Source organism: Nocardia sp. XZ_19_231 (genome assembly GCF_015355705.1).
Taxonomy (GTDB): Bacteria; Actinomycetota; Actinomycetes; order Mycobacteriales; family Mycobacteriaceae; genus Nocardia; species Nocardia salmonicida.
Genome location: NZ_JACUZI010000003.1, coordinates 865,280 through 890,828 on the forward strand (window position 1 = coordinate 865,280; position 25,549 = coordinate 890,828).

Below are 25,549 nucleotides of genomic sequence, written 5' to 3' on the forward strand. Positions count from 1 at the left end.
TCCCACCGATGTCGGATTAGGCTTCGATCCATGGCTACAGCAGCGGAATGGATCGAGGGCGCCCGGCCGCGGACGTTGCCCAACGCGATCGCGCCGGTACTCGCGGGCACCGGCGCGGCCGCGTCTATCGACGGGGCCGTCTGGTGGAAAGCGATTCTTGCCCTGCTGGTTTCGCTGGCACTGATCGTCGGGGTGAATTACGCCAACGACTACTCCGACGGCATTCGCGGCACCGACGACGTGCGAGTCGGGCCGCTGCGGCTGGTCGGCTCGAAGCTGGCGTCCCCGAAGGCCGTTCGCACCGCCGCGGTGCTCAGCCTGGCGATCGGTGCGGTCGCGGGGTTGGTGCTGGCCGTGACCACCGCATGGTGGTTGGTGCTGATCGGAGCGGTGTGCCTGGCGGGCGCCTGGTTCTACACCGGTGGCAGCAAGCCCTACGGCTACAGCGGTTTCGGTGAGATCGCGGTGTTCGTGTTCTTCGGGTTGATCGCGGTGCTCGGTACCCAATACGTGCAGGCGCTGCGGGTCGACTGGGTCGGCCTGCTGCTCGCGATCGGTGTCGGCGCGTTCTCCAGCGCGGTGCTGGTGGCCAACAACCTGCGTGACATCCCGACCGACACCGAGGCAGGCAAGGTCACCCTCGCGGTGAAACTCGGCGACGCGCGCACCCGCACACTGCACGTGGTGCTGCTCGCGGCGCCGTTCGTGATCAGCCTGGCACTGATCGCGCGCACGCCGTGGGCGCTGGTCGGATTGCTCGCGTTGCCGCTGGCGATCCGGGCCAACGCCCCCGTGCGCACCGGCAAGGGTGGGCTGGAACTGATTCCGGCCCTCCGCGATTCGGGGCTGGCCCTGCTGGCGTGGTCGGCGCTGAGCGCGCTGGCCGTCGGGCTCGTCGGCTAGTCGCCGTCGGGGACCAGAATGCCGAGCACCCAGTTGACCAGCGTGATGATCAAGCCACCCCACAACGCCGCCCAGAAGCCGTCGACGCGAAGGCCGTAGTCGGTGATCTCGGTGATCTTGGCGGTGAGCCACAGCATCCCCGCGTTGACCACGAACAGGAACAGGCCGAGCGTGAGGATCACGAACGGCAGCGACAGGAGTTGCACGATCGGCTTGATCACGGCGTTGACCGCCGTGAACACGAGCGCGACGATGAGCAGGACCAGGGCCTTGCCCCAGTTGCCCCACTCCGCTGACCACTCGGGCGGCACGTAGATATCGATCTTGTCGATCCACGCGGCCGCAGCCCAGATGGCTATGGCGTTGATGACCAACCGGATTGCTAGTTGCATACACGCATGTTAGGCCCGGAAACGGACATTGCGGCGGGTCTGACACACACCCGAAGTGGAATTCACGCGGCGCGCTCGAGCATCGCGTAGAGATCTGTGCGCAAACCCGACACCGCGTCACGCCCGCCGAGCAGATCGACAGTGGCCCGGTCCGCCCCGCGCAGAATCCCGAGCAGCAGGTAGACCGACGTGATCTCGCGATCCTTGCGGTGGATCGCCTCCCGCAGCGCGAGTTCGAGCGTCTTCTTGGCCGGGCCGGTGAACGGGATGTGCCCGGAGCCGAGCAGTCGGCCGAGCATGCCGCGTTTGGTCTCCGGCTCGGCTCGATCCCAGGCCTGGGGTCCGAAGTTCTCGGCGATACTGGCCTGCACCGCGTCCAAGTCGACGCCGATCGAGCGCAGGGCATGCGCGTCATCGGCGCCGAGCGGCGGCTCGCCCTTGCGGGTGGCGAGGGCGGTGCGCACCCCGTCGGCGGTGATGCCGCGCGCGTCGAGCACCGTCCGGAGTCCGGGTTCGGCGTTCGACAGGGTACCGAGCAGCACATGCTCCGGTCCGATCCGATCCGCGCCGAACTCCTTGGCATCGTCCTGAGCGCTCACCACCGCGGCCCTGGCCTCGCGGCTGAATTTTTCGAACATCAGCGGGTTCCACCTTTCCGATTGTGTTTCTGATGGACCGCTTGCTTACTCACCTCTAGTGCCTCGGCGATGGCCTGCCACGACCATCCGTTGGCTCTGGCGTTGGCCACCTGGATCGTTTCGAGGCGGTCGGCCAATCTGCGCAGTGCGAGCACGGCGCGCAGTCCGACCGCCGGGTCGGGATTGCCGGCCGCTGAGGCGAGGGTTGTTGCATCGGTCATGGTGTCAATTTTGATTGACGATACTGCATTTGTCAACAAAAATTGACAACCCTGGCCGCGGAAGGACCCGAGGAGAGATGCGGGAGGTGTCAGCCGTTCCAGCGACCGGTGGCGGCGAATTCGGTGAGGATGTCCGTCGGACCGGTCAGATCGATGTGCTGGGCGGCCACCCAGTCGTCGTTGAAGTAGGTGCCCGCGTACCGGTCGCCGCCGTCGCACAGCAGGGTGACCACGCTGCCGCTACGGCCCGCCGCGACCAGCTCGGCGACGAGATGGAAGGCGCCCCACAGGTTCGTGCCGGTCGAACCGCCGACGCGACGGCCGAGCGCGGTGCTCGCGTGCCGGGCGGTGGCGATCGAGGCCGCGTCGGGCACCGCGATCATGCGGTCGACCACCTGGCCGACGAACGACGGTTCCACGCGGGGACGGCCGATCCCCTCGATGCGCGAAGGCATTCCGGTTTCGTAGCCCGCGTCGCCGGTCTCGTAGCCGCCGTAGAACGCCGAGTGCTCCGGGTCGACCACGGCCAGGCGCGTCGCGTGCCTGCGATAACGGATGTAGCGACCGATCGTCGCACTGGTGCCGCCGGTCCCGGCGCCGACCACGATCCACTCCGGCACCGGGTGGTTCTCCAATGCCAGCTGCTCGTAGATGGATTCGGCGATGTTGTTGTTGCCACGCCAGTCGGTGGCCCGCTCGGCGTGGGTGAACTGATCCATGAAGTGCCCGCCGGATTCGGCGGCGAGACGCTTGGCCTCGGTGTACATATCCGGTGGTCGATCGACGAAATGACATCGGCCACCCTGCGCTTCGATGAGCGCGACCTTCTGCGGCGAGGTGCTCGCCGGCATCACCGCGACGAAGTCGAGGCCGAGCAGCTTGGCGAAATACGCCTCGCTCACCGCCGTGGAACCCGACGACGCCTCGACCACGGTCGTTCCCTCGGTGACCCAGCCGTTGCAGATCGAGTACAGGAACAGCGACCGCGCCAGCCGGTGCTTGAGGCTGCCGGTGATGTGGGTCGACTCGTCCTTGAGGTAGAGCTGCACCGGCCAATCGGCGGGCAGCGGATACCGCAGCAGATGGGTGTCGGCGGAGCGCTGGGTGTCGGCGTCGATCAGCCGGACGGCGTTGTCGACCCAGTCACGCGGGGCGCTGCGGTCGAGGTACTTCACGCCGACGTACCGTCGTCGTCACCCCGCAAGCGGGCCCGCAGCTGCGCCTTGTCCTGGCGGCGGCGCGCGTCGACGACGGCGATGTCCTCGTTCACCTTCACTCGCAGCTTCTTGAACAACGTCAGCGACAGCGGCATCGCGACGATCAACGCGAACAGTGCCGCGACGATGATCGGCACGTCGACGCCGATCAGCTTGGCGACGCCCACGATCAGCGCGGCGATCACCACCACCAGCCCGAGGCGAGCCAGCGTGTAGAGCGCGAGATTGCGTACCAGCCGCTTCCCGGCGCCAGAACCCTGCTGACCTGTTGCTTCACTCACGACTACAGCCTAATGGGCGCCGACGCGACACTGTTCACCAGCCGCGCACGGCCGCAGGCACGCGTAGCCCCGGCGAGAATCGCTTCGATACGGCACGTTCGCGGCTTTTGTCTATTACTTCCCCTTTACCAACAGTAGGTGGTTCGACTACATGGGGGTCGCAGTGCGACGATGACGCCACTGATGAGGGAACTGTCGAAACGGAGAGGTTAGCTATGACTGCGATCACCGTCGGCCTTCAGGACACTCTGCTGACACCAGGCCAAGTGGCCGCCATGTTCCACGTAGACCCCAAGACCGTCACCAGGTGGGCTCATGCCGGCAGGCTCGGCTCGCTGCGCACACCGGGCGGACATCGCCGTTTCCGCGAGTCCGAGGTCTTGCAGTTGCTCAGATCGCTTACCACCGAGGCAGCACCGCGCTGACTCGCCGGCCGACGCGAGCCCACAGCGGGCTCGCGTTTGCCAAAAATTTCCCTCCCGTTGCGGATGTGCACACGGCGCGGACACGGCTACCCTCGATAGCAGGAGGTGAGCGACGTGACGTTCCTATTGGCACTCATCGCGATCGTTGCCATCGCAGTGTTGTGCTGGAAGGCGTTCGGCCCCGAAATGCCGCGCCCGAATTCCGGCCCACCCCCGCGCAGACCGGTTCTCGGTCCTGACGACGATCCAGAATTCCTCTGGCGCCTCGGCAAACAACCACGCGACGACTCCGGCCCTACCGAGTGACCTCGCGATGTGCGTCGCCGTGAGCTGACGCACATACCCCCGTTGCGCGTCGAAAGAGCTGGGTAGATAACGTATTCCGGTGATTGATGTGCAGCAAGGTTCTGTCCCGACCACCTGGCGCGCGGCCGACGGCAGCGCCGTGACGTTCACCGAGGCCCGGTTGGAGTGGACTCGCGCCGCACACGAAGTGCTGGCCGATACCGCCACCCGGTTCAACAACTTCATCGTCAACACCGAGCTGGCCGAGCTGGTTCAGGAAGAGTCCGGCATCCGCACCGCCGTGAAGTGGCAGCACTGGCTGCCCGTCGTGCTGGACAAGGTCGCCGAGCACTGTCACGAGAACAACGAGCCGCCGCTGAGCGCGCTGTGCGTGCGCAAGAACCAGACCGTCGGCACCGGCTACCGCTACATCCTCGAACTCGCGGGCCTGCCCATCCCCGACGACCTCGAAATGCACGCCGCCGCGGCCCGCTGGCAGTGCTACCAGCATTTCGCCACCGACCTCCCCGCCGACGGCGGCCTGCCCACCCTCCCCCCGAAGGTCGCCGCCATCCGCCAGTCCACCTCCGCGGACCTGGCCACCGCCGAAGCAGCCGAGGCAGCCGTCAAGCGCACCCGAGCCTCCCGCAGCACCGCCGCCATCCCCAAGCCCGAACCGGTCCGCAAGCCCGTCTGCCTGACCTGTCACGTGGAACTGCCTGCCAACAAGATCTGCTACTACTGCTGATCCGCGGCAACGAACACCAAAGGCCCAGAAGCTCATCCGAGCCTCTGGGCCTTATGTATGTCCGCGACAGGGCGCGGCAGAACGGCTAGTTCAGTCCGGCATAGCTGTGCAAGCCGCTGATCACCATGTTGATGATGAACACCGTTCCTGGCGTTTGTGCTTGTGGGGTGGAATTGGCTCTGTGTGCCTGACCTGGGGATTCTAGGTCGCAGCGTTGGCTGAATAGGGCACCGGTGGGCCGCACTGCGTACTTACTGCGTACCGCAGCTGCTGTCGGGAAGCAGGCCGCGAGTCCACGCGCTTGCAGTTCGAAATGAGCTTTCTTATGACGACCGGCTGAAGTGGGCTCCGATGGACTCGCAGGATTGTCAGTAGGTACATCGAGGATGCTCTTACCCGCCTCCTCCCGAAACTTTGTTTGCCCAGCGTAAGTGGCGTGTTCGAGCTAGTCGAGACCGCCGATGTCACCGGCGGGTCGTATGCTTGTCCCATCATCGGATAGGCCCGAGTCGAATGTTCGCCCGCCGGCCCCACAGCGACCGGAGAGAATTGTGGATAATTCAACTACCGCGACCGTCGTCGCTCTCATGCGCGACCTCCCCAACGGCCTCACACAGAACACGCTCGGCGAGAAGCTGCTCGACTGCGGCTCGGCCGACGCCGTGTGGGACTCTCACATCGAGGCAACCCTGCTGCCAGTTCCGGGCACGGGCCCTGACCGCGACGCTGCGGGAGCCGACATCGAGCAGTGGAAGAGTCGCGGCTGGAAAATCCTCACGGTCCTCGATCCCGAATACCCTGACCGGGTCCGGGCCGCTCGGCGCCCCCCAGCCCTGCTAATGGCAGCAGGGACGATTGCCGACGACACCCCAGCGGTTGCGATCGTTGGGTCCCGTAGAGCATCGGCCCCGGCACTTGACTTTGCGCGCACCGTCGCCCGCGGTCTTGTCAGCCTGGACGTCACTGTCGTTTCCGGTCTTGCGGAGGGCATCGACACCGCAGCAATGACCGCAGCCCTCGAGAACGATGGCCGCGTGGTTGGTGTGATCGGCACCGGTCTGGACGTCGCCTACCCAGCTCCCAACCGTGCATTGCAGGCCGCCGTCGCCGAACACGGCCTGGTACTGACCCAGTTCCTGCCGGGGTTCCGCGGCTCGAAGTGGGCCTTCCCCGCGCGCAACCGGACAATGAGTGCATTCGCGCAGGTCACCGTGATCGCCGAGGCCAGTGAGAAGTCGGGCACCAAGCATCAGGCTTCCGAGGCCGTGGCACATGGACGTCGGTTGGTGCTACACCGCAGCGTCGCTACCTTGACGACTTGGGGCCGCGACCTTGTTGACCGTCCGGATGTTTTTGTGGTCGACACCGCTCATGAGGCGATTGAACAGTTGGAGAGGATCGCTGCCGCAGACCAGTCACTGCGGGCGCGTCTGTCGGCAGTGGCCGGCGGTGGGTGGTGACAGACCCAAGCGAGGAGAGCCGTGAATCGATTCGCGTCGGTCTCAGTCGGATTTCCTATTTCCACAATGTCGCGCCCGCGGGGCCGGGGATATGCACCGTATGCAGGCAACCATCCCGGTCTGAGATTTGTAGTAGATGTACTTCCACAAAGGACGCACTGGATGGGCTGACCTGCGATTACACCTTCTTTATGTCGTACACCGACGGGTGGAACCCATCAGGGCGGTCGCAAAGCGCGCAGACGATGCGCCTCTATAAGAACAGTCCGCCGCCCGTACGTAGCGTCACCGACGTTCACTTGCTGACGAACATCGTCACGTGGATTCACGACGGGTGCATCCGCGATACGGAATTAGGCAAGGGGTGGGATGCTGCGACCTATGTCCCATCACGGACACCGAGAGCGGGAGATCATCCGGTTTCCAAAGTGACGACCAACGTCGCGCGGCTTGTCGGTGATGAGCCCAATGAGAAAAGTGCCCGTCGTATCAGTCGCCAGCGAATCAAGGTCGGCGGGAATGACGCTCCAAGAACCGCCGCCGCTGATCGGTTCGCGGTACCCGACCCAGTACGGACGAGCATTGAGGGGAAGCGGGTTCTCCTGGTCGACGACATGTGGACCACGGGCACATCGATGCAGTCGGCAGCGGCCGCGTTGAAGCTCGCGGGTGCCGCATCTGTCACCGGCCTCTGTGTTTCGCGATGGCTGGCGTGGAACTGGGAGCCGCACGTACCGCTACTCGAAAAGGTGACCACGCAAGCCTACGACCCGTTCTCATGCATCGCGTTCGACCGATGCTGCGACGTGCCGCGCGGCTGACCAATAGCGCAAGTTTTTTCTGCCCATGGCTCGGACAGACCATCGCCTTCTTAGTCCTCGACTGTCCTGTGCCCGCTCGGTTTCAAGTCGACTGGCGACCATCCGCCCAAAGTCTACTGACGTCCGTACCCCTACGCGAAGTGCTGGAATGCTTCCGTAGGGGTCTCGTCGTGTCCGGGGTCGTATGCGCGAGTTGTGACAACGACGTGACACGTCCTGTCAGGCAACCAGCCTCCCCCTCCCAAGTTGGGTCATCGCTAATACTTGGTCAGCACTCCTTTGCCGGAGGCGATCATCTTGGTGACCCAACTGCGTCGGGGGCTTCGAGGAGGCCGAAATGAATCAACAACATCCTGGGGATAGTCCGTGGAAGGTGACGAACTCAGCCCCCGGCCGGTATCGCTTCACCAACAACACGGGGAAGGAAGCGGAGCGGGTCTTTTTCCAGCAGCCGAGGATCGTGGGTGTCCAGCTGAAGACCAACGGGTCCACCACTAACAGTGTCGAGGGCAGGTTCCAGCACGGTGACTCTTTCGAAGTCCATATGACTCGTCTCCCCGACGCCCGGGGCCGAGCTCGCGTCGAAATCGAATGGTTTGCCCGCATCGGTGGCGGTAATTGGGCGAAGGGGACGTGGGATTACTTTCTCCCGGACTGAGATGCTCCACCGGATAGCACCCCAGCGCCTGTTCTTCTCCCTGCTTCCTCGTACTGGCCATCCCTGAACTGAGGGAGGTCGTGTCAAGGGCGCTCTTCCCCTTGACTCGTCCGAGTGAGGTCAGACAATTGGGCCATGAGGAGCCGACTCAACCCACGGGGTTTTCCCACCGACTCACCGCGGCTTCCTTCGTTCAGCAATTCGCCGACCTGGTGACCGGCCAAGGTGATCGGTGAAGTAGCCGGCCTTTTCGGCTGGGACCGGTGACGGTTCGATGACCACCTGCACGGGTTCGGCAGGCTGGTCCTATGAGGCAAGCGACGAAGTCGTGCGGCAGTACGTATGCGACTCGATGCGCTGGCGGTCGTCGATCGGGCAGGGTGCCGACACGATCGGGCTCGTGAATTCCGTTCAGCAATTCTCGCCGGGCTACTGGTCGGGCCTCGTCAACAGCTCGGGTCGGTGCTGTGTGAGCTGGTTGGTGTCCCGGTTCGCCTGCTTTCGGCGCAGGGTGTCGCCGACGTGCCGACGCGCCGGACGGTGAGGTACGAGCAAGGCCGCTGCGCGTCGAAGCGCGGCGGCGGCGCTCTGCGCCGCCGCAGGCGCTCTTGACTCTATATAGCGAAATTCAGCAACAACTCCGTGAAGTGATGCGCTGAACAGAAATGCTAGGAGGCAGAGACGATCCGCTGCGCGGCTTCGTCAGGGCTCAGGAGGCCGGTGTCGATGGTCAGGTCAGCACATACGGTCGGTGTTGCCGCATGAGCGGACAATCTTTCGGCATCATCGCCGGTGTTTCGCGCTGCGATGCGCTCCTTCGCGATATCGACAGCGCATTGGAGCTGCACGACAGTCCATCTGACGGTGGGCATCGCGGTGCGGACTGCGTCGATGACTTCCGGCTGACCAGCATGAACAACTGGAATCAGACCCGCTGCCACCAATCGATCAAGTGCAGGCCGATCGATCGCGTATCGAGCGCCATACCTCGCGTTGACCCACACCAGTAGGTCGGCCTTCTCCAGCCGATCGAACTCGTGCGCGTCCGTCATGCGGTAGCCCGCAGTGCGTCCCGGACCCGACTTCAATCGCTCGAACAGGCGATAGCGAGGGTCGATGCCTGAAAGAGCTTCTGTCACAGTGTCTTTGCCAGTTGCGGGCGCACCGTAGAGGATGATTCCGGGTTTCATTTGGCGGCTTGATGCCGGAACGAATCGATGAGCTGCTCGGCCTGCACGCGCATCGGCGGGCTGTCGAGGTCATTGTCGATGACCACATGATCAGCTTCGGGCCTGAAGTCAAGATCTAGCCCGGCGCTGTAGCGGTCCCAATCGGCGAGCTTGGCGGTGTCTCGACCAGCCCCACGTTTGCGAAGGAAGAAGAGCATTGATTCGAGCGAGCACCGGACCCAGATGAACGTGGTGTCCACTCGATAGGTCTCGTTTTGGGCTACCACGCGGTCAAGCCACGTTCGGCTAGTGAACTCGCGGATGTACGGTGCGGTCGCGATCGCGGAGTTGCCGACTGCGACGTTATCGGCCACGACTCCTTCGAGGGCCTCGTACTCGCGTGGCCGAAGCCTCTTCAGGTAGGTGTCGGACTCGCGGTCATTGATGCTCTCCCCGAGATCTTCCAGCGCGGGCTCGATCAATGGACGAGCAATCGTGTCCTTGTCGAGGATTGCCCAGTTCGTCATGCGTGCCAGCGTTCTGGCGAATTCACTCTTACCAGAACCGGCGTAGCCGCCCACATAGACGACGCGTGGACGAATCGTGCGAAGCGGCGACGCCAGAGTGAGGCTGACCGCGGTCGGCGTGGTCACGAAGCGGCCGGAGCGATTTTGGGACGAGATGTAGCCGTCTTTGCCAAGTAGATCCATCGCTTCGGTGACGGTCCGTTGACTCGCGCTCCACTCCTTCGCTAGGTCGCGAGTCGATGCGAGTCGCTCCCCATCGCGAAGCCTTCCCGACTCGATGTCGTTGCGGATGGCCTGCGCGATCCGAGCCGACGCGGAGGGTTTGGGATCGCTCGTTGACACGAGACTCCTTCGGTAGCAGTTGCTAACGCGAGGGTATCAGCTGAAACCTTCCTTCTGACCTGCGAAAAGTGCCGGATTTCCGATTGCTGTGAATTGCCTCACGAAAGTAGTTGCTTTCAATGGGTAGCAGTTGCTACCGTTGGTCATCGGGGAAGTGACCCCCAAACCAACACACAGGAGTTGATTCCAATGGCACTCAAGGACATGTGGATTCCGACCGATTTCGATGCCGTGTTCCCCCTGGGCCTGATGCTGGTCGGCGCAATCGAGCCGGACGAAGAGTTCAGCTCGGATCGCAATGCGCCCAAGCGGCAGAAGATCGACATGGACCGCGACGGCAACGGCTCCCGTAAGCGGATGTGGAAGGCCACGGTCATGGACCCGGCCGGTGCGGGCAAGGGTGCGAAGAACACCGGCTTCGACATCACCTTTATCTCCGATGTCGTCCCGGTGCCGTCTGCGGATGAGGTGATGGCCGGCTTCCGCCCGATCCGGCTGGAAGGTTTGATGCTCAAGCCGCGCGTGACCGGTAACGGCGAGTTCAAGTCGATCGGCTTCTACATCCGCGCGACCGGCATCGTCGGTGACAACTCCGGCGCGAAGGTTAACAACCGCGCCGCGGACAAGGCCGCGTGATCGTCATGACCTATTTCAGTGCGGACGCCGGTCTGTCCCTCAGCGCCACGGCGATCTACTCCGAAGCTCGGCCGGAGTCCGGTGACGATGCGGGTAGTCGCGCCTTTGTTCGGATCAACTGCGTCATGGAACACGGCTGGTTGAGCGTGATGGTTTCGGTAGACGACGCGCGAGTTCTGGCCGAGCAGTTGCCGGGCCTGGTCATGGCCCACGATGCCGCCGAGCATGAGAAGGCTCTGATCAAGACGGCTGCTGAGATCGACTCCGCGCGACTGGCGGCGTAGCGATGGATACGGCGGATCAGAAGTCCAAAGGCGGTATGCGGTGGGCTCGCTGGTCCGCCGTCCTCATCGTCCTGGCCATCGGAGGGGCCGCGTTCGTCCTGTCGTTCGCGGCTCTGCGTGACCTCGCGATCAGGGCCCACACTCCCAACGAACTCGCCTGGCTGTTCCCGGTGATCGTGGACGGCACCATCATTCAAGCCACGATCGCGGTCCTGGCCCTGGCCGACAGCCCCGAACGCTCCTTCTTCACCCGCGTACTGATCGCAGGGGCCACGGTCTCGATCGGCGGCAACATCGCTCACGCGCTCGTATCGGGTCATGGCGCTTTGGCCGCCATCCTCGCGGTGATCGCCCCGGCCGCGTTGCTGCTCGACACACACGGCCTGGCTGTGCTTCTCCGTGCGGCACAACGGGTTTCAGTACCGATAGCCACCGGCGACCCCGTTGCCGAACCTGCCGATGACCCTGCGCCCGATGTGGTGCCCGCGGTCACGACACCTGTCCCGGCCGTCTTGCCGGTGCAGACCTTCCACTCTCCTCCGCGTCCGGTTGCTCCGTTGCTGCCTGTCGCGGTCCCGATCCCTACAGAGGGCAACTGAAATGTCTGAAAACTCGTTCATGGCCATGCGGGCATCGACCTACGACAACGACAACACCCTCGAAGTGAAGTACGAGGAATGCATTGGTCGCGTTACCGTCGATATCGGCCCGGACGCCACGTTGTACTTGAATCCGGCTGATGCCGCTGTCGTGGCTGAGAAGCTGTTGGCCGCGCTCGATGTGTACGCCTCGACGTTGCGGGCGGTGGCGTGATGATCACGACCATTGTCGCGCTCTCGACAGTCCTCGCCGCTGGTGTGTTGCTGTGGTGGCGTCACCTCGATGGCGTCATCTACCCCGGTCGGGAGGTCGACCCCCTCGACGGAGTGCCGGCGGAATTGCGTACCGCCGCGCTGATCCTGACCGATGCCCGTCAGTTGTCGTTGATGTGGCCGGTGGTGGGTCTGGGGTCGGAGGGGAACTGGCCGAACGTGCTGTCGGCGGAGCTGATCGAGTCCGGCGCCGCGATCGACGTCCAGATGGTCGGCGGGCAGAAACTCTCGGACTGGACCAACGATGACACCACCGACGCCCTCGCTCAGTACCTCGGCGTTCCGAAAGTCTTTGTCTCCCAGACTTCGCCGGGCTTCCTGCGGGTCGAGCTGCGGACCTTCGACACTCTCGCCGCCTCGGTCACCGTGCCTGGTGTGGCCTCGACCGGCGTCGACCTCGAAGCCGTCCCGGTCGGGATTCGCGAGGACGGCCGAACCTGGCTGCTTCGTGTCCTCTACGCCCACATCCTGCTCGCCGGCGCGACCGGTTCGGGTAAGGGCTCGGTGCTGTGGTCGATCATCAACGGCGTCGGTCCCGCGATCAAAGCCGGGTTCGTGGATGTGTGGATGGCAGATCCCAAGGGCGGCATGGAATTCGGGCGCGGCTCCCGGATGTGGGTCCGGTTCGAGTGGACCGCCGACGGCATCCTGGCGATGCTCACCGAAGCCGTCCGGGTCATGGACGAACGCTCGAACCGCCTGCGTGCTGCCGGTGTTCGGAAGTGGTACCCCTCCACTGATGAGCCGCTGATCTTGATCGTCATCGATGAGGCTGCCGCGCTGTCGTCGTACGCGAACCGTGATCAGCAGGAACAGTTCCGCCAGCTCACCGGCCTGCTGCTGTCCAAAGGCCGTGCAGTCGGGGTTTCGGTGATCGCCGCGTTGCAAGACCCGTCCAAAGAGACAATGCCCAACCGGCAACTGTTCCCCGTCCGCGTGGGTCTGCGCCTGGATGAGCCGACCCAGACCGCGATGGTCCACGGCCAAGGCGCGAAAGACCGCGGGGCGTTGTGCCACGAGATCCCCGACACCACACCCGGTGTCGGCTACGTCGGCGAAGACGGCAGCACCGAGTTCGTTCGGGTCCGGGCCTTCTGGATCTCCGACGAGCAGGTCGACGCGATTGTCGATGCCTACGCCCCGATCCCGATGGCCCCTCCGGCCACCGTGGATGACGATTTCGACCCGTCCACCTTCGACCCCGACCACATCCCCGGGGAAGACGACGAGCAGGGGTGGGCGGCATGAAACGCGGCCTGGTCACCGAATCGCACGTCGTCATCTACTGCGACACCTGCGGCGACATCCTCACCGACACCGCTGGCGAATCGACCTGCTTCACCACCACCAGCCAAGCCGTCTCATTCCTCACCGCTGACCGTGCCAGCGGCTGGGTCTACGACGGCGACACCGTCCGCTGCGACATCTGCACAGCGACCCGGCAGTGCCAGCGCGACGGACACCGATTCACCGACCTCGAATGCACCGTCTGCGGCATCTTCCCCGCCGATCACAAGGAGTCCTGACCATGGCACGCAAGAACACCACCCGCACCGACAACGGTCTCGCCGACGTCATCGACTTCCAGACACGGAGCCGGTGCCGGTCCGAAGCTCGCGGCCTGGACCCGATCGCGGTGGCGGTGACGATGCTCGCCGAGACCGGTACCGCGCCGGCATGGAACGACTACGACGATTACGCCGGTTGGGATGACGCGGCATGAACAGTCTCGCTCGTCCCCGCCTGCTGGACCTCTACTGCAAGGCCGGTGGCGCTTCCATGGGCTACCACCTCGCCGGTTTCGACGTCGTCGGCGTGGATATCGAGCCGCAACCGCGGTACCCGTTCACCTTCGTTCAGGGTGACGCGCTGGAGTTCCTGACTGCTCACGGCCACGAGTTCGACGCTATCGCCGCGTCTCCTCCCTGCCACGATCACACCCCGCTGTCGTCTCGCGCCGGGATCAACGGTTCGGGGTGGCTGCTCGGCGCGACTCTGGATCAGCTCGCAGCACAGCCGGTGCCGTGGGTGGTCGAGAACGTGATGGGTGCCGATATGCGCGCTGACGCGGTGCTGTGTGGGTCGATGTTCGGGCTACGCACCTACCGGCACCGCAAATTCGCCATCGACACCCGTATCCCGTGGCTGCCCGCGGTGCCCTGGCATCCAGCGCATACCGCCCGGACCTCGACCAAGAAACGTCGCCGCGACTTCGACGCCGGCATGAATATCTCGATGACCGGCGACATCTCGGCGTGGCTGGGTCCGGCGTGCATGGGCATCGACTGGATGACCGGTTCCGAACTGGCCCAAGCGATCCCACCCGCCTACACCCATCACCTGGGCCTGCATCTGCTCGACCACCTCGACAACACCACCGGCCTGGAGGCGGCATGAACACCAATGACACACCCAAAACCGCTCGCAGACAACCGAACCCGGTAGTGGCTGCTGCCGCTGCCAAGACCCGCAAGCGTCGCAAGGTCGTCACCTTGTCGACTGATCCCACACCGGGACAACTGCCGCTGTTCCCCGTGCCCGACCTCGATCCGGAGGCCCACCGATGAACACAACCACCACCGCGCATGACCCGGCGGGTGAAGTCCTCGACGCCATCCTCACCGCCGCTGGTCGGCTGCTGCTGTCGGTGTTCACCCTGGCGTGGTGGGCGCTGCTGTTCCCGATGGTCTCGGTGCCCGCCGGCATCGCCGTTGCTACTGGATGGTTCTTCGGCTGGCCGTTCGGGGTCGGGGTGGCTGGTGGGGCTGTCGCGGGGATGGTGCTGTGGCGAGTGTTGAGCCCGCAGACCTTCGAGCGCTGGTTCATCGGCCGTGTCCGGTCCCGGTTCCTGACCTGGTTCCGCTATCGGCGTCGCTGGACCACCATGACCACCGCCTGTGGACTGTCGACCCGTGACGGCGATCGGACCTTGATCCCGCGACTGGTGTCCGTGCAGATCGGCGAATCCCTCGACACGGTCCGTGCCCGGATGTTGCCCGGTCACTGCCCCGATACCTGGACCCATCGCGCCGACCACTTCGCCCATGGCTTCGGCGCTCAAAAGGCCAAAGTCGCCCTCGTCGGCCCTGGCCTGGTCGAGATCACCTTCCGCCGCACCGATTCCCTGGCTGACCCGGTCGTGGTGCCGTTCGAATCGATGGCCGGATTCAACACCATCCCGTCCACCCGCAAAGCCGCATGACCCACACCCACCACGATCGAGGGAGGCCGCACCATGTCTGACAACACCACCGGAACGGCCTCACTCGGTCGTCCACATTCATCCACAGCCCCGATCATCGGTGTAGCGCCGAATCGGGAAACCGCCGCCGATCGTCGCGCAATGCCCGACATCACCGACATCGCCCAGTACGCCGCGGACAAAGAAGGGGTGTGCGCTCGGGTCGTGCCGATGCGGGCCTTCGACCCGATCACCTCGCGGACCTCCTACGTCGGTGCCCCGTGCAAGGCGACCGTGGCTTCGACCTGCCCGGCCTGCGCGAAAGCGAACAAGTACCTGCGGATCACCCAGCTCCGTGAAGGATGGTGCGCCGAACATGAACCCGTCGACGCCGACCCCGTGATCACCCAAGCGCAGCAGGACGTATTAGCGACTCGCGCGACCCTGTTCACCGAATACCACGAGGCTCGCCGCACCGAGGAACACGAGCTGGCCGAGTCCATCAAGGCTCTGGTGGCCGACCTCGACATCGAGCTCCGTGAACTCGGTGTGCGTGGCCGTCTCCCCGCCCTGGATGCCAAGCCACGCCGCAAAACCAAGTCGACCCGTCGCCGTGACGACTTGCCCGATCTGCCGCGTCTGAAGGTGAACAAGGCGCTCACGATCGGGCAGGCATACGCCGACGGCAAGCACCGGCCCTCGACGTTCTTCACGCTCACCCTGGACTCGTTCGGCCGGATCAACCAGGTGTGGGACCCTACCGCAGGCAAAGACGGCAAGGGCGCCATGGTCTCCGACGGCTCCCCCCGTGATCCGGAGTCCTACGACTACGCCCGCCAGGCCCGCGACACCATCCACACGTCCAAGCTGTTCTCCACGTGGATCGAGAACCTGCGTCGGGCGGTGGGCTGGAATGTCCAGTACTTCGCCACGGTCGAGCCGCAGCGTCGGGCCGCTCCGCACCTGCATGTGGCATTGCGTGGGTCGTTCTCCAAGAAGCTGCTGACTCAGGTCACCGCGGCGACCTACCGCACCGTCTGGTGGCCTCACTTCGACAAGCCCGTTTATGGCGAAGGTCGGATGCCGGTGTGGGACTACGACGCCGGCACTTTCACCGACCCCCGCACCGGTCGACCGTTGACCTACTGGGATGACGCGCTGGCAGTGATGGACGAAGTAGACGACCTCGACCCCGCGCACACGCTCAAGTTCGGTGCGCAGTCCAAGCCTGTTCAGATCCTGGCCAATACCGACAGCATGGAGTACAGCGTCCGGTATTTGACGAAGTACTTGACCAAGGGCCTGGGCGAACTGCTCACCCCTGGTTCGCGTCGGGTGGCTGAACACTACGACCGTCTCCACGCCGAACTGTGCGTGACTCCGTGCTCGGAAACGTGCGGGGTGTGGTTGCTCTACGGCATCGTTCCCCGCGGCGCGACCGAGAAGACCCAGCCGGGCAAGTGCAATAAGAAGGCCCACCGCCGCGACACCCTCGGCCTGCCCGGTCAACGCTGCTTGGTCTCGCGGAACTGGACGGGCAAAACCCTGCCTGATCACAAGGCCGAACGGCTCGAATTCGTGCGCCAGTACTTGGCCGCGGTGGGCATCGTCATGGCCGATACCTCGCACCTTCGGATCACCCCGGTACACCCCGGTGACAAGGACGCACCTCCTCGCGCACAGCTGGTCATGAATCTGGTCACCCGCCGGATCAACGAACGCGCTCAGTACGTGACGGCCCGTCTTGAGCAGGACGAAGGACCACCAGGAATTCCACGTGAACCTGGTGTGACACAACAGGTTTCGACCATCGGTTCATCCGCAGCAGCATAGGAAAGGAATCCGAAATGAACACCGAAGAGTCGTACTTGAGGGCCAAGGATTGCGAAGTCCTGACCGGCATTCCTGAAGCCACCTGGCGTTGGTGGGCACACGTCGGCAAGGGACCGGCCAGCTTCAAGCTCGGCGCTCGTCGTCGCGTGTGGCGCAAGTCCGTCATCCTGGCGTGGATCGCCGAACAGGAAGCCGATGCACTCGGTGATGCAGCGTGAGTACCGTCCGGCGCAATCGTCGAGCTGGCGTCGAAGACTTGTGGACCAAAGAAGTCCTCGATGAGAACAAGAAGGCTCACCGGGTGCCGTCCAAGCTTCATGGGAAGGGTAAACGGTGGCGGGCCCGCTACGTCGATGACGCCGGCAACGAGCACACCATGCGGTTCGCCCGGAAGACGGATGGCAAAGCGTGGCTTGATGCGCAGGTCTCGACCCTGGTGCAAGGCACCCACGTTGCACCGCGCAACTCGCAGCTGACCGTCGAGCAGTGGGCAGAGGAGTGGTTGAAGGGATACGCCAACCACCGCGAGAAGACTGTCGAGCTGGCGACATGGCACGTCAAGAAGATCAATGCTGGGCTGGGATCGCTGCAACTCTCGGCGGTGCGGCCGTCCACGGTGAAGAAATGGATGGTGGCGCTCAAGGATGAGGGCCTGGCCGACAGCTACGTCTACAGCCTGCACTCTCGGTTGGCTCAGATCCTCGGTGATGCGATGCATGACGGCTTGCTGGCTCGTAACCCGTGCTCGCGCCGGACGTCGCCGAAGACTGGACAGCAGAAGGTCTACGTGGCGACCTCGGAACAGATCTGGGCCTTGCATGACGCGATGCCTCCGCACTTGCGGGTCGCCGTGCTGCTCGGCTCGTTCGTGGGTCTGCGGATCTCGGAGGCTGCCGGACTGCGGATAGCTGACGTCGATTTCGCGAACGGCGTCGTGACCCCTCGCCAGCAGTGGCCCGCGCGAGAGCTGAAGACCGATTCCAGTACCAAGCCGGTGCCGGTGCCGCCGGAGCTCGTCGCGATGCTTGAGGTGTCGGCGAAGACGTTCCGCGGTGAGCGGTTGGTGTGCGATGAGCTCGGCAAGCCGGTGTCGCCGTGGGTGATCGCGTGGAACCTGCGGGCGGCGAAGGCGAAGGTTCCCGGCCTGCCCGAGGAATTCAGCTTCCAGGACTTCCGGCACTACTACGCCTCGCTGTTGATCCGCCGAGGTGCCGATATCAAGGCGGTCCAGGCACGCCTACGCCACGGCAGCGCGATCACGACGCTGCGGTACTACGCGCACCTGTGGCCTGATGCCGACGAGACAACTCGTACCGCTGTCGGGGCCGCGATCAAGGATTGGCCCGGTTCCACTGCGTACTCACTGCGTACCGAAGCCGATCAGACGAACCCGGACGACGAGGATGACGACCCGAATGCGCTGGTAGAAGCGGTTTAGTTCAGTCCGGCGTAGCTGTGCAAACCGCTGATCACCATGTTGATGATGAAGAGGTTGAACAGCATCGCGACGAAGCCGGCGATGTTGATCCAGGCGGCCTTGGTGTCTCGCCAGCCGGAGGTGGCTCGGGCGTGCAGGTAGGCCGCGTAGAGGACCCAGGCGATGAAGGAGCAGGTTTCTTTGGGGTCCCAGCCCCAGAAGCGGCCCCAGGCGGCCTCGGCCCAGATGGCGCCGAGGATGACGCCCGCGCCGAAGAGGGGGAAGCCGATGATGGTGGTTTTGTAGGCGAGTTGGTCGAGGGTGCGGGCGTCGGGGAGGCGGCGGGCGACGGTGCCGAGGATGCTGGTGGATTCCTCGCCCGCGGGCTGACGCATGCGGAACAGGTAGAGCAGGCTGGCTACGCCGGAGACCAGGAAGACGCCGCTGCCGATGCTGACGATGGTGACGTGGATCGGCAGCCAGAACGAGCGAAGGGCGGGGACTACCGGCGCGGCGTCGGCGTAGAGGACCGTGCCCGCCAGGAACATCAGGATCAGCACGGGGACCAGCAGGAACGCCCACATGGCGCGGTAGCGCTGGTCACGCAGGAAGATCAGGCCGATCACCACGGCGGCCGCGGTGGCCATGGTGGTGAACTCGTACATGTTGCCCAGCGGGAAGCGGTGGGTGGCGAAGCCGCGCAGCACGATCGAGCCGATGTGCAGCACCGCGCCGACCACCAGCACCGAGAAGGCCATGTTGCCCAGCCGTTCGGCGAGCGGTTTGGCCTCCGGGGTCTCGATGCGACCGGGCAACCCCGGGTCCCCCGCGGGGACGAGTTCGCGCGCGGCGACGTGCTTGGCGCGCGCCGAGGCGTACTGCACGATCAGCAGGACCGTGGCCAGGGCGTAGACGGCCATGGCCGACATGAACGCGAAGTCGCTGTACCGTGCCAGCGTTTCGTCGATCTGCATCAGGATTCCGTCTCCATGTCGAGTGCGCGCGTCCGCATCACTTCTCCGCTTCGAGCAGGCGTGTCCGCAGTCGATCGAATTCGGCACCCCAGCCTGCTTGATCGCTCCTGGCCAGGCCGCCCATTTCTACTACGGCGCGTCGTTGACCCACGGTACCTGGCGCGGTGTCGACCGGGTACGCCCGGATCCAGATCCGTCGCCGTTTCAGCAACAGCGACACCAGCAGACCGGCCATCATCGTCAGCGCGCTCACCAGCACCCACTGCTGGGCCGGGTCGTGCGAGACCTGCAGGTTGACGAATTCCTCGGCGCCGTCGAAGGTGACCTTCGCCCCGCTCGGCAACGTGGTCGACTCGCCGGGACGCAGGTTGACCCGCGCTTCCTTGGTCAACCGACCCTGCTTGATCATCTCCGGGTCCAGCGAGAACAGCGACTGCGAGCGACCGGTGTCGAGACCGGTATTGCCGCGATAGACGTCGACCGCGACCGCCGGGTCGTCCATCCGGGGGAACGAGGAGGTGAGCAGGCTGCCGTGGAACATCGCGGTCGGCGCGAACAGGCCCTCGATGGCGATCTGGTTCTGCCTGCGTTCCTCGTCGGTGGCGTACATGCCGCCGGGCGGGTCGATGCGCAGCACACCGCTGGACAGGAAGGTCTGGGCGTCGTCGGGCCGCCACTGGATGGTCTCGGTGCGGGTCTGCCCGTTGGGGAAGGTGACGGTGAACGTCGGCGCGAAGCCGTGTCCCTGCAGGTAGACCCGATCACCGGCGACGCGCAACGGATGGTTCACCTGGAGCTCGGTGCTGCGCCACGTGTCGGTGCTGAGGTCAGCACCCGCCTGATATTCGATGTTCGAGTGGAACATCTCGGCCTGGCCGGTGGGCAGATAGTCGGCCTTGAAGTCCTTCACCTTGATGCACAGCGGCGTCATGCCGGTGCCGTCATTGGTGTTGCCCGCCCGGAACGAGTCGAACACCGCGGGCGACGTGGTGCAGAAGCCGGGACCGTCGTTGGCGATCACGATGACATTGCCCTCGTACCCGAGCAGCTTGCCCAGCGCGATCGCGACCAGCAACCCCACCAGCGACAGGTGGAACACCAGGTTGCCGAACTCGCGCAGATAGCCCTTCTCCGCGGACAGCGTCACCTCACCGTCGCGCTGACCGGGGCGAACCTCGGTCCGCCACCCACGCAAGGCAGCCTTGGCGGCCTCGATCACCTCGTCGGGTGTCCGGTCGTCGGTCTCGCTGGAGTGGTGCGGCAACCGGCTGAGGTTGCGCGGCGCGGGCACCGGCGGGGTGCGCAGTGCCCGGTAGTGGTCCCAGCAGCGCGGCAGGATGCAGCCGACCAGCGAGATGAACAGCAGCACGTAGATGGCGGTGAACCAGAAGCTGCCGAACACGTCGAACAGCTCGAACCGATCCATCCAGGGGCCGAGCGTCGGGCGGTCGGTGATGTACTGGTCGACCTTCTGCGCGTTGAGACTGCGCTGTGGCAGCAGGGCGCCGGGGATGGCGGCCAGCGCGAGCAGGAACAGCAGCACCAGCGCGGTGCGCATGCTCGTCAGGCCGCGCCACGAATTGCGGACCAGGGCCCAGGCCCGGCCGAGCAGCGACTGCCGGACGGGCGGGGTGGGGGTAGTCGGAGTAGTCAGCGTGTCAGTCATCAGATCGGAAGAGTCACCTCGGAGACGAACCCGTCACGCACCCAGCTGACGAACTGATCCCATGCCCCCGTGACCAGCGCGACGCCGACGGCGACGAGCAGAAAACCCCCGATTACCTGAATGGTGCGCGAATTGCGCCGCAGCCAGCCGACCCCGCGCAACGCACCTGCCGACCCGAAGGCCAGCACCACGAAGGGCAGCCCGAGACCGAGGCAGTAGGCGACGATCAACGTCACTCCACGCACCGCGGTGGTGCCCTCGGTACCCGCGGACACCGCCATCACACCCGACAGCGTCGGCCCGAGACACGGCGTCCAGCCGAGCGCGAACACCCCGCCGAGCAGCGGCGCGCCGAGGATGCTGGTGAGCCTGCGCGGCTCCATCCGCGTGTCGCGCTGCAGGGCAGGAACCAAGCCGATGAACACCAGACCCATCAGGATCGTCACCACACCGCCGATGCGCTGCAGCAGTTCCCGATTCACATTGAGGGTCTGGATCACGCCGAAAACAGTGGCCGTGGCCAGCACGAACACCACCGTGAACCCGGCGACGAACAGCCCGGCGGCACCGGCCACCCGCATCTTCGCACTACGGCGCTGCGCGGTGAGCGTGCTCGCCTGCGCATTGGTGGCAGGCGGCGCCTCGGCACCGACCAGCCCGGCCAGATACGACAGATAGCCGGGGACGAGCGGCACGACACACGGTGAAGCGAACGACACCAGGCCCGCGAGCAGGCAGGCTCCCAGCGCCAGCAAAAGCGGACCCGATGCCGCCGTCTGCTGGAAGGAATCCCCGACTGCGGCGAGCGGTATCACTCGTCGGTGTCCGTTTCCATGTCCTGCTGCTCGTCACGCGGCAACGACAGGGTTCGCTCGGTCTCGGCCGGTTCAGCGGGGCCGAAATCGAACAGACCGGCACCCGCGACACTGCGCGGGACGGTCGCGATGCCGGCCCAACGGTCATCGACCGTCCAGCCCGCACCCATTCGGCGTGCGCCCTGACGGGGACGACACGCGGTCAGATTTCCTGGACGACGACGGCTGCTCACTGCTTCTCCTCGGCGGCGATGCGCTCGACCACGGGCTGAAGGTCTTCGGCCAATAGCGAGCGAAGGAAGACCGCGGCGACCCGGTGCTGACGATCCAGGATCAACGTGGTCGGAATTACACTGGTGGGAAAGTTTCCGCCGAGAGCGAGCAAGGTCCGCATCGACGGGTCGTAGATGGACGGGTATTCGATCTTGTTGTCCACTACGAAGTCCTGGGCTTTGTCGCGCTGATGGTCACGGACGTTGATCCCCAGGAACGCGACGCCTTGATCTCTGGTCGCCGCGAAGACTTTTTCGAGAGCGGGCGACTCGGCGCGGCACGGGCCACACCACTGTCCCCACAGGTTCACGACCACGATCTGGTTCGGGAAATCGTCGACCGAAACGGTCTTTCCCTCGTTCATCAGATCGGGCCCCGAGAGCGTGCCGATCGTCCCGCGCGTCGCGGGCGGATCGTAGTAGATATCCGTTTTACCACCGGGTGAGACGAATTCGAAGGTCCCACCACCGGTGGCTACCGCATCGGTACCCGTCGAGCAGCCCGCCGCGGCGATGATCACCAACAGGGCGGACAGAACGGCGGTCAGCGCCCGCGGCCGACGGCCACGGGCGGATCCCGATGAGGACCAGCGTGTCATGCGCCGTGTACCGACGGGTCCGACGCGCCTGCAGGCTCGGAATAGACGATGTCGACGAGCGTGTCGCCGTGGTAGACCAGCGAGGTCAGCGACGCGAGCGAGCACTGCCGGTTGCGCGGGTCGTGCCACAACCGCTGCCCCTGCAGGAAGCGACGCAGCGTCCACACGGGCAGCTGATGCGAGACCAGCACCACCTCGTGACCGGCGGCCTCGACGCGGGCCTTGTTCACCGCGGCGAGCATGCGATGAGCGATCTGCAGGTACGGCTCGCCCCAGGACGGGGTGAACGGGTCGCGCAGCTTCCACCAGTGCCTCGGCTTGCGCAGGGCACCGTCACCGACGGAGACGCGCAGGCCTTCGAAGGTGTTGCCCGCTTCGATCAGGTTCTCGTCGGTACCCACGATCAGGCCGTGGGCGGCCGCGATCGGCGCCGCGGTCTCCTGGGCGCGCTGCAGCGGGGAGGCGATCACCATCGCGATGTCGTGATCGGCCAGCGAGCGCGCGACGGCACCGGCCTGCGAGCGACCGGCCACCGAGAGGCTGAAGCCGGGCAGGCGGCCGTAGAGGATGCCGTTCGGGTTGTGCACCTCGCCGTGGCGCAGCACATGCACGATGGTCTCGACGGTCGACGGGTCGACGACGATGGCGGGCGGCGCGGCGGCGGGGACAGGATGGGGCGCCTCGTCGCTATCCGCCGGGACTGGGGCGAATTCTGCGTCGGGCTGGTCGGAGCTCACGCTGGGGATCCTTCGGGGGTTGCGGCCGCGGCCGCGAGGGCGGCGGCGGGCAGAGCGGCGGCGATACGGTCGAACGCGTCCTCGTCGAGTGCCGCGGAGACGAACCATGCCTCGAACGCGCTGGGCGGCGCGTACACGCCCGCGTCGAGCAGGGCGTGGAAGAAGGCGGGGTAACGCCAGGTCTGGCTCGCTTTGGCGGCGGCGTAGTCGGTCACCGGGCGCTCGGCGAAGAACACGCTCACCATATTGCCTGCGAACTGGACTTGATGCTCGACACCGGCCTCTGTCAGGGCTTTCGCGAACAGCGAGCCGAGACGATCAGCGTTTCGGTCCAGCGCCGCGTACACCTCGGCGTCGGCCGCGCGCAGCGTCGCCAGGCCCGCCGCGACGGCGACAGGGTTACCGGACAGGGTGCCCGCCTGATAGACCGGGCCGAGCGGGGCGAGGTTGTTCAGGATCTCGGCGCGACCGCCGAACGCGGCGGCGGGCAGGCCACCGCTCATCACCTTGCCGAAGGTGTAGAGGTCACCGGCGACGCCTTCGCAGCCGTACCAACCCGACGCGCTGACCCGGAAACCGGTCATCACCTCGTCCATGATCAGCAGCGCGCCGTTGTCGTGGGCCAGCGCGCGCAGGCCTTCGTTGAAGCCGGGCAGCGGCGCGACCGCACCCATATTGCCCGCGGCGGCCTCGGTGATGACGCAGGCGATCAGGCCGGGGTGCGCTTCGAAGGCAGCGGCGACGGCGGCGAGGTCGTTGTAGGGCAGCACGATGGTGTCGGCGGCTTGCGCGCCGGTGACGCCGGGCGAGGTCGGCAGACCGAGCGTCGCGACACCCGAGCCCGCGTCGGCCAGCAGCGCGTCGACGTGGCCGTGGTAGCAGCCGGAGAATTTGATGATCTTGGATCGGCCGGTGAAGCCGCGGGCAAGGCGGACCGCACTCATCGTGGCCTCGGTCCCGGAGTTCACCAGGCGGACCCGCTCGACGGGATCGACACGGGCGGCGATGGCCTCGGCGAGCTCGATCTCGGCCTCGGTCGGCGCACCGAACGACAATCCGCTGGTCGCGGCCTTCTGCACGGCCTCGACGACGGCGGGGTGGGCGTGCCCGAGGATCATCGGACCCCACGAGCACACCAGGTCGACGTAGTCGTTGCCGTCGGCGTCGATGAGCGTGTAGCCGCTCGCGGAGGTGATGAACCGCGGCGTACCGCCGACCGAATTGAACGCACGGACCGGGGAATTGACGCCACCCGGAATCACCGAGGCTGCCCGCTCGAAGAGCTGGGCGGAAACCGGTACCTGCGTAGGACTCACGGATTCCAGTCTCTCAGCTCGCCTCGGCACGCCGGACGACAGGGTGGAGCACAGTGACCCAGACCGCAGCGACCCACCGACGACACGCCCGACACGCCGCCCCTATCGGCGAAAGAATTCGATCTAGGCCCATTGGCCTGCGACTACGCTCCGGGCGGCTCAGCACCTGAGCCGCAGAGAAATCAGCTATCAGCGAGAGGGTATTTCATGCGTTTCGGCGTCACCAGCACTGCCCTTGGCACAGGGTTCGTCGCGGCGGGAGTGCTTCTGGGCGCGGGTTCGGCCACCGCCTTCGCACCGCAGGTCCAGCCCGATCGGATCGGCGCCCAACTCAGCCACGAGGAAACCGTGGCACTCGGGGCGGGGCCGATTCCAGCGATCACCGCGATGCTCGTACCCCCCAATCGGATCGGCGCGGGTCTCCACACCGATACCGATCTGTACCGTGACGCCGACGGCGGCATCCGAGCCACCTTGCGCCAGGTGGTGACGGAGGCGGCGGCCCATCCCGACGGCACCGTCTCCGTTTTCCTGAACGCGCCCGGCACGCGGGGCGGGCGCGTTCTCGACGTCTACCAGCAGTGGACCGACTGATTACGTGTACATGCAGGGCACTTCGGCGGAGATCGTGTGCAGCTGGCACATGATGCCGTTGTAGATCCCGCTCGAGCCGGTCTCCGGGGCGAAACCGTCGGCGGCCGGCTCGGCGGTCAGCGGGGTCAGCGGCAGGCCGGGGGCGGCCTGGGCGGGCGCGGCGGCCAGCGCGATCGTCGCCACGGCGGCGGCGACGGTACAGATTCCTGCGGTCAGTCTGGTCATCGATTCCTCCTAGAGGAGCCCGAAGTGCGGGCTCGTGTCCC

Annotated in this window: 36 protein-coding genes; 21 read left to right on the plus strand and 15 right to left on the minus strand. The window is 65.4% G+C overall.

What is annotated here, in order from left to right; translation table 11 throughout:
• Positions 1-30 precede the first annotated feature (30 nt).
• On the plus strand, positions 31-903 hold the full coding sequence (locus tag IBJ82_RS17080) for a 1,4-dihydroxy-2-naphthoate polyprenyltransferase (protein ID WP_194826853.1): 873 nt from the start codon (positions 31-33) through the stop codon (positions 901-903).
• On the opposite strand, the gene IBJ82_RS17085 is transcribed toward IBJ82_RS17080, so the two are convergent.
• The 5 genes from IBJ82_RS17085 to IBJ82_RS17105 form a co-directional block, all read right to left on the minus strand.
• The gene (locus tag IBJ82_RS17085) at positions 900-1,295 is read right to left on the minus strand and encodes a phage holin family protein (protein WP_194826854.1); all 396 of its coding nucleotides are present in this window, start codon (positions 1,293-1,295) and stop codon (positions 900-902) included. The genes IBJ82_RS17080 and IBJ82_RS17085 overlap by 4 nt on opposite strands.
• Positions 1,296-1,357: 62 nt before the next feature.
• Positions 1,358-1,933 carry a Clp protease N-terminal domain-containing protein gene (locus IBJ82_RS17090; RefSeq protein WP_194826855.1) on the minus strand — a complete coding sequence of 192 codons (576 nt, stop codon included), beginning with the start codon at positions 1,931-1,933 and terminating at the stop codon, positions 1,358-1,360.
• Positions 1,933-2,154: a hypothetical protein gene (locus IBJ82_RS17095; RefSeq protein WP_019049431.1), complete on the minus strand. Its 222-nt coding sequence runs from the start codon at positions 2,152-2,154 to the stop codon at positions 1,933-1,935. Before IBJ82_RS17095 ends, IBJ82_RS17090 begins: the two co-directional genes overlap by 1 nt.
• 89 nt (positions 2,155-2,243) lie before the next feature.
• A complete protein-coding gene (locus IBJ82_RS17100; protein ID WP_194826856.1) occupies positions 2,244-3,329 on the minus strand; it encodes a PLP-dependent cysteine synthase family protein in 1,086 nt (361 codons plus the stop codon).
• Positions 3,326-3,652 (minus strand): DUF4229 domain-containing protein, encoded by a 327-nt coding sequence (locus IBJ82_RS17105; RefSeq protein WP_194826857.1) that lies wholly within the window; start codon positions 3,650-3,652, stop codon positions 3,326-3,328. Before IBJ82_RS17105 ends, IBJ82_RS17100 begins: the two co-directional genes overlap by 4 nt.
• Positions 3,653-3,867: 215 nt before the next feature.
• Between IBJ82_RS17105 and IBJ82_RS17110 the strand changes: the two genes are divergently transcribed.
• The 6 genes from IBJ82_RS17110 (at position 3,868) to IBJ82_RS17135 (ending at position 8,049) form a co-directional block, all read left to right on the plus strand.
• Positions 3,868-4,077, plus strand: coding sequence for a BldC family transcriptional regulator (locus IBJ82_RS17110; RefSeq protein WP_056814442.1), 210 nt, complete (start codon positions 3,868-3,870; stop codon positions 4,075-4,077).
• Positions 4,078-4,191: 114 nt separating this feature from the next.
• The gene (locus tag IBJ82_RS17115) at positions 4,192-4,383 is read left to right on the plus strand and encodes a hypothetical protein (protein ID WP_194826858.1); all 192 of its coding nucleotides are present in this window, start codon (positions 4,192-4,194) and stop codon (positions 4,381-4,383) included.
• A 79-nt stretch (positions 4,384-4,462) separates the two neighbouring features.
• Positions 4,463-5,110, plus strand: a complete 648-nt coding sequence (locus IBJ82_RS17120) for a hypothetical protein (protein ID WP_228537164.1) — start codon at positions 4,463-4,465, stop codon at positions 5,108-5,110.
• A gap of 587 nt (positions 5,111-5,697) precedes the next feature.
• Entirely contained in the window at positions 5,698-6,570 is an 873-nt protein-coding gene (locus tag IBJ82_RS17125) for a DNA-processing protein DprA (protein WP_228537165.1), read from the plus strand.
• Positions 6,571-6,761: 191 nt separating this feature from the next.
• The gene (locus tag IBJ82_RS17130; protein WP_228537166.1) at positions 6,762-7,391 is read left to right on the plus strand and encodes a phosphoribosyltransferase; all 630 of its coding nucleotides are present in this window, start codon (positions 6,762-6,764) and stop codon (positions 7,389-7,391) included.
• A gap of 337 nt (positions 7,392-7,728) precedes the next feature.
• Positions 7,729-8,049: a hypothetical protein gene (locus IBJ82_RS17135; RefSeq protein WP_194826861.1), complete on the plus strand. Its 321-nt coding sequence runs from the start codon at positions 7,729-7,731 to the stop codon at positions 8,047-8,049.
• Between the two features lie 668 nt (positions 8,050-8,717).
• Here IBJ82_RS17135 and IBJ82_RS17140 read toward each other — a convergent pair.
• A complete protein-coding gene (locus IBJ82_RS17140) occupies positions 8,718-9,239 on the minus strand; it encodes an AAA family ATPase (protein ID WP_194826862.1) in 522 nt (173 codons plus the stop codon).
• Entirely contained in the window at positions 9,236-10,087 is an 852-nt protein-coding gene (locus IBJ82_RS17145; RefSeq protein WP_194826863.1) for an AAA family ATPase, read from the minus strand. The genes IBJ82_RS17140 and IBJ82_RS17145 overlap by 4 nt, the downstream gene beginning before the upstream one ends.
• Positions 10,088-10,276: 189 nt before the next feature.
• Between IBJ82_RS17145 and IBJ82_RS17150 the strand changes: the two genes are divergently transcribed.
• From IBJ82_RS17150 to IBJ82_RS17210, 13 genes are all read left to right on the plus strand, one after another.
• Positions 10,277-10,723 carry a hypothetical protein gene (locus tag IBJ82_RS17150; protein ID WP_194826864.1) on the plus strand — a complete coding sequence of 149 codons (447 nt, stop codon included), beginning with the start codon at positions 10,277-10,279 and terminating at the stop codon, positions 10,721-10,723.
• 5 nt (positions 10,724-10,728) lie between these two features.
• Positions 10,729-11,007 (plus strand): hypothetical protein, encoded by a 279-nt coding sequence (locus IBJ82_RS17155; protein WP_194826865.1) that lies wholly within the window; start codon positions 10,729-10,731, stop codon positions 11,005-11,007.
• A 2-nt stretch (positions 11,008-11,009) separates the two neighbouring features.
• A complete protein-coding gene (locus IBJ82_RS17160) occupies positions 11,010-11,606 on the plus strand; it encodes a DUF2637 domain-containing protein (RefSeq protein WP_228537167.1) in 597 nt (198 codons plus the stop codon).
• Position 11,607: 1 nt separating this feature from the next.
• Positions 11,608-11,820 carry a hypothetical protein gene (locus IBJ82_RS17165; protein ID WP_194826866.1) on the plus strand — a complete coding sequence of 71 codons (213 nt, stop codon included), beginning with the start codon at positions 11,608-11,610 and terminating at the stop codon, positions 11,818-11,820.
• The gene (locus IBJ82_RS17170) at positions 11,820-13,127 is read left to right on the plus strand and encodes an FtsK/SpoIIIE domain-containing protein (protein ID WP_194826867.1); all 1,308 of its coding nucleotides are present in this window, start codon (positions 11,820-11,822) and stop codon (positions 13,125-13,127) included. The genes IBJ82_RS17165 and IBJ82_RS17170 overlap by 1 nt, the downstream gene beginning before the upstream one ends.
• Positions 13,124-13,405, plus strand: a complete 282-nt coding sequence (locus IBJ82_RS17175) for a hypothetical protein (RefSeq protein ID WP_194826868.1) — start codon at positions 13,124-13,126, stop codon at positions 13,403-13,405. Before IBJ82_RS17170 ends, IBJ82_RS17175 begins: the two co-directional genes overlap by 4 nt.
• Positions 13,406-13,407: 2 nt before the next feature.
• Positions 13,408-13,602 carry a hypothetical protein gene (locus IBJ82_RS17180; protein ID WP_194826869.1) on the plus strand — a complete coding sequence of 65 codons (195 nt, stop codon included), beginning with the start codon at positions 13,408-13,410 and terminating at the stop codon, positions 13,600-13,602.
• Complete coding sequence (locus IBJ82_RS17185; RefSeq protein WP_194826870.1) at positions 13,599-14,276, plus strand: DNA cytosine methyltransferase; 678 nt, start codon at positions 13,599-13,601, stop codon at positions 14,274-14,276. Before IBJ82_RS17180 ends, IBJ82_RS17185 begins: the two co-directional genes overlap by 4 nt.
• Complete coding sequence (locus tag IBJ82_RS17190) at positions 14,273-14,446, plus strand: hypothetical protein (protein ID WP_194826871.1); 174 nt, start codon at positions 14,273-14,275, stop codon at positions 14,444-14,446. The genes IBJ82_RS17185 and IBJ82_RS17190 overlap by 4 nt, the downstream gene beginning before the upstream one ends.
• Positions 14,443-15,081, plus strand: a complete 639-nt coding sequence (locus tag IBJ82_RS17195; protein ID WP_194826872.1) for a hypothetical protein — start codon at positions 14,443-14,445, stop codon at positions 15,079-15,081. The genes IBJ82_RS17190 and IBJ82_RS17195 overlap by 4 nt, the downstream gene beginning before the upstream one ends.
• A gap of 141 nt (positions 15,082-15,222) precedes the next feature.
• Positions 15,223-16,893 carry a replication initiator gene (locus IBJ82_RS17200; RefSeq protein WP_194826873.1) on the plus strand — a complete coding sequence of 557 codons (1,671 nt, stop codon included), beginning with the start codon at positions 15,223-15,225 and terminating at the stop codon, positions 16,891-16,893.
• Positions 16,894-16,907: 14 nt separating this feature from the next.
• Positions 16,908-17,111 carry an AlpA family transcriptional regulator gene (locus tag IBJ82_RS17205; protein ID WP_194826874.1) on the plus strand — a complete coding sequence of 68 codons (204 nt, stop codon included), beginning with the start codon at positions 16,908-16,910 and terminating at the stop codon, positions 17,109-17,111.
• The gene (locus IBJ82_RS17210; protein WP_194826875.1) at positions 17,108-18,331 is read left to right on the plus strand and encodes a site-specific integrase; all 1,224 of its coding nucleotides are present in this window, start codon (positions 17,108-17,110) and stop codon (positions 18,329-18,331) included. The genes IBJ82_RS17205 and IBJ82_RS17210 overlap by 4 nt, the downstream gene beginning before the upstream one ends.
• Here IBJ82_RS17210 and ccsB read toward each other — a convergent pair.
• The 7 genes from ccsB to hemL form a co-directional block, all read right to left on the minus strand.
• A complete protein-coding gene (gene ccsB, locus IBJ82_RS17215; RefSeq protein WP_194826876.1) occupies positions 18,328-19,284 on the minus strand; it encodes a c-type cytochrome biogenesis protein CcsB in 957 nt (318 codons plus the stop codon). The genes IBJ82_RS17210 and ccsB overlap by 4 nt on opposite strands.
• Positions 19,285-19,321: 37 nt before the next feature.
• Positions 19,322-20,950, minus strand: a complete 1,629-nt coding sequence (locus IBJ82_RS17220) for a cytochrome c biogenesis protein ResB (protein WP_194826877.1) — start codon at positions 20,948-20,950, stop codon at positions 19,322-19,324.
• A complete protein-coding gene (locus IBJ82_RS17225; RefSeq protein WP_131816567.1) occupies positions 20,950-21,765 on the minus strand; it encodes a cytochrome c biogenesis CcdA family protein in 816 nt (271 codons plus the stop codon). Before IBJ82_RS17225 ends, IBJ82_RS17220 begins: the two co-directional genes overlap by 1 nt.
• Complete coding sequence (locus IBJ82_RS17230) at positions 21,762-21,998, minus strand: hypothetical protein (protein ID WP_194826878.1); 237 nt, start codon at positions 21,996-21,998, stop codon at positions 21,762-21,764. The genes IBJ82_RS17225 and IBJ82_RS17230 overlap by 4 nt, the downstream gene beginning before the upstream one ends.
• Positions 21,995-22,636, minus strand: a complete 642-nt coding sequence (locus IBJ82_RS17235) for a TlpA disulfide reductase family protein (RefSeq protein ID WP_194826879.1) — start codon at positions 22,634-22,636, stop codon at positions 21,995-21,997. Before IBJ82_RS17235 ends, IBJ82_RS17230 begins: the two co-directional genes overlap by 4 nt.
• Positions 22,633-23,280, minus strand: coding sequence for a histidine phosphatase family protein (locus IBJ82_RS17240; RefSeq protein ID WP_194827206.1), 648 nt, complete (start codon positions 23,278-23,280; stop codon positions 22,633-22,635). The genes IBJ82_RS17235 and IBJ82_RS17240 overlap by 4 nt, the downstream gene beginning before the upstream one ends.
• Positions 23,281-23,369: 89 nt before the next feature.
• On the minus strand, positions 23,370-24,689 hold the full coding sequence (hemL, locus tag IBJ82_RS17245; protein WP_194826880.1) for a glutamate-1-semialdehyde 2,1-aminomutase: 1,320 nt from the start codon (positions 24,687-24,689) through the stop codon (positions 23,370-23,372).
• A 207-nt stretch (positions 24,690-24,896) separates the two neighbouring features.
• Here hemL and IBJ82_RS17250 point away from each other — a divergent pair, with 207 nt between their 5' ends.
• Complete coding sequence (locus tag IBJ82_RS17250) at positions 24,897-25,283, plus strand: hypothetical protein (protein WP_194826881.1); 387 nt, start codon at positions 24,897-24,899, stop codon at positions 25,281-25,283.
• On the opposite strand, the gene IBJ82_RS17255 is transcribed toward IBJ82_RS17250, so the two are convergent.
• Positions 25,284-25,508 carry a hypothetical protein gene (locus tag IBJ82_RS17255; protein ID WP_131816986.1) on the minus strand — a complete coding sequence of 75 codons (225 nt, stop codon included), beginning with the start codon at positions 25,506-25,508 and terminating at the stop codon, positions 25,284-25,286.
• Positions 25,509-25,549 lie beyond the last annotated feature (41 nt).